Below are 1892 nucleotides of genomic sequence, written 5' to 3' on the forward strand. Positions count from 1 at the left end.
GGCCCGGCCGGCACGAACACCCGGTCCCGGGCTCCCGGCTCGGCGTCGATGCCCCGGGCCAGCAGGGCCGCGACGGCGCGCTCGCCGTCCGGCGTCGTCACCACCAGCGCCGACGGGCCGGAGTCGACGAGCTCGTCGAGCGGGCCGGCGCACAGCAGGCGCCCGGCCCGGAGCACCGCGACGTGGCTGCAGGTCGCCTCGATCTCCCCGAGCAGGTGCGAGCTGACGATCACCGTCGCGCCCGCGGCGTTCATCTCAGCGATCAGCCTGCGCACCTCGCGGGTCCCCGCCGGGTCCAGCCCGTCGGTCGGCTCGTCGAGCACGACCAGACGTCGCCGGGTCAGCAGCGGCACGGCCAGACCGAGGCGCCGCCGCATCCCCGAGGAGTACTCACCGGCACGGCGGTCGGCCGCCTCGGCGAGCCCGACCCGGCGCAGCACGGCGTCGACGGCGGCCGGGATCCGTGCCGAGTCCAGCAGCGGTTCGGCGGCCGCGGCCCGCAGGAGGTTCTGCCGGCCGGTGCGGTGCGGGTGCAATGCGGGCGCGTCGACCAGGGCTCCGACGTGCGGCAGCACCTCCGACGCGCGGTACGGCAGCCGCCGTCCGAGCAGCTCGACGTCGCCGTCGGTGGGGGCGAGCAGCCCGAGCAGCATCCGCATGAGCGTCGTCTTGCCCGCGCCGTTGGGGCCGAGCAGCCCGAGGACTGCGCCCATCGGCACGTCGAGGTCCACCCCGTCGACCGCGCGCACCGCGCCGAAACCGCGGGACAGGCCGATCGCGCGCACGGCCGGTGGGCGGGGCGCGGCGGTCGGCTCGGGGGAGTCGGCGGGGGCGGACGTCCGGTACACGGGATCCAGCGTGACCGTGCAGCGCCGCGAGCGGGCCGTTTCGGCGAGATCGGTCGGCCCGGCCGGGTGCGGGTACGGCTGCGAGGATCAGCGGTGTGCCGGTGCTGAGCCTGGACCATCATGTGGACGGACCGCCCCGACTCGTCGCGGGGGTGCTGCGTGAATCCGCCCCCTCGGCCCGCGCGGTCGCGCGGGTGGGCGCCCGGTTCACCGCACCGTCGGCGCTGCTCGTGGCCGGGGACGAGATCCGGGTCGCGCTGCCCGGCGGGTTCCCGGCCTGCCGGACCCGGATCACCCGCGCCGGGGCCGACGGGTTGTGGTCGGAGCTGGCGGCGGGTCCGGCGGCGGTGCTGCGGCACTCGACCCGGGTCACGCCCGCGGACGGCGGCTGCAGTCATGTCCACGACGAGCTCACCTGGGAGCCGCCCCTCGGTGCGCTCGGCCGCCTCTCCGACCCGGTGCTGCGCCACTACGGGGCGCGGCTGCTCCGGGCCCGCCGTGACGTGCTCGCCGAGCGGGTCGCGGAGCTGGGCCGGGCCGGGGTGGTCGTGGGAGCGGCGATCGTCCGCGACGGCAGGCTGCTCGTCGCCCAGCGCTCCTACCCGGCCGAGCTGGCGGGACGCTGGGAGCTGCCCGGCGGCGGCGTCGAGGACGGCGAGAGCGAGCAGCAGGCGCTGGTCCGGGAGTGCGCCGAGGAGCTGGGCGCCCGGGTGGTGGTCGGGGAGCGGCTGGGCACCGACCTGCCGATCGGGCGACGCGTGCTGCGGATCCACACCGCCCGGGCGGCGGCCGGCTCCCCGGAGCCGGAGGCCCGCGAGCACCGGGCGCTGCGCTGGGTGGGGCCGCACGAGGTGGCGGCCCTGGGCTGGCTCGACGCCGACCGGGCCGTCGTCGCCGAGCTGGTGGATCTGCTGCGGACCTGACGCGCGGTCCCCGGTGCCGGAACGACGATCACCGCCGGGTCGGCGGAACCGATCCGGGCCGGGCGTCGTCCAAGCCGCATGAACCGGAACACCACCGCCTCCGTCCCGTCCGTCCTCCCGG

At 77.7% G+C, this 1892-nt stretch carries 2 protein-coding genes; one reads left to right on the plus strand and one right to left on the minus strand.

Annotated elements, in window-relative coordinates; genetic code table 11:
- On the minus strand, nt 1-785 hold a 785-nt coding region (locus tag GTW08_RS06125; RefSeq protein WP_346009861.1), incomplete at its 3' end, for an ABC transporter ATP-binding protein.
- 158 nt (nt 786-943) lie between these two features.
- Between GTW08_RS06125 and GTW08_RS31565 the strand changes: the two genes are divergently transcribed.
- Entirely contained in the window at nt 944-1771 is an 828-nt protein-coding gene (locus GTW08_RS31565) for an NUDIX domain-containing protein (protein WP_301549114.1), read from the plus strand.
- Nucleotides 1772-1892 lie beyond the last annotated feature (121 nt).

The sequence above is a fragment of the Pseudonocardia sp. SID8383 genome, assembly GCF_009864975.1.
GTDB classification, from domain to species: Bacteria; Actinomycetota; Actinomycetes; order Mycobacteriales; family Pseudonocardiaceae; genus Pseudonocardia; species Pseudonocardia alni.